The 741-nt window shown below is 39.8% G+C and carries 1 protein-coding gene; it reads right to left on the bottom strand.

The genetic code is table 11. The annotated features are described in order from the left end of the window. Positions 1–469 precede the first annotated feature (469 nt). Positions 470–741: transposase (locus tag KGF65_RS16770; protein WP_216788270.1), on the bottom strand; the 272-nt coding region annotated here is incomplete at its 5' end.

Here is a 741-nt window from a genome sequence, read left to right as displayed (position 1 = left end):
ATTTTTCTGTCCACTTAAATGTTCAACTTAAATTTTACAATCTGCCAAAAATAAAAGTAACTACAAATGTCGGTATAACAACACTCATCGTGATTTTTGAGTGAGCACTTGGAAGCGATAGCGATGGTTACTTAGGGCTGGGCTAGACTAGGGTGTTATTTAAATCCTAGCCGTCCCGTAGACCACTAGTAAAGCCAGATAGACATTATGAACAAGCAATTAAGCAATGGATAAATTAGCTAAAATACACGCTGTGAATACCGTAGAATCGGTAGTTACAGCGTGCATTATGTTATACTATGCTAGTAGAGAAGTTAAGGCGGTGGCTATTTCCCGTATTGGAGGTGGTGCTTATGGTGTAAACCTAATAAGCCAACCCAAATTCCAGGAAAGGAGTAGCCCAAGTGTCCGGTAGCGTCAAGAATCTTGTGTAAATGAAATGCCATCGTACATATAATATGTATCTAACTTAAATAAATGATGCTTCCAAGGTGTCCTGGAGTCCTTTGAACCCTCGGTGGATCCGCTTCATAGACTTCTCGTTATAAACATTAAACTGAGAAACCAGGAAGCGATCCAGTGAATCTTCTGTTGGAAATTGTTCTTTGTGATGGGTGGTGCGCTTGAGATGCTTATTAAAGTTCTCGATCAGGTTAGTGGAGTATAGTGATTGCCGGATAGCTGGTGGAAAGTCCATGAAAGTGAGTAAATTCGGCATTTTAAGCAGATCTTTGATTAATC

This window comes from Lactiplantibacillus sp. 30.2.29, assembly GCF_018991255.1.
In the GTDB taxonomy this organism is placed as follows: Bacteria; Bacillota; Bacilli; order Lactobacillales; family Lactobacillaceae; genus Lactiplantibacillus; species Lactiplantibacillus pentosus.
Note: the sequence above shows the minus strand (reverse complement) of the source record. Positions and strands in the feature narration are given on the sequence as shown.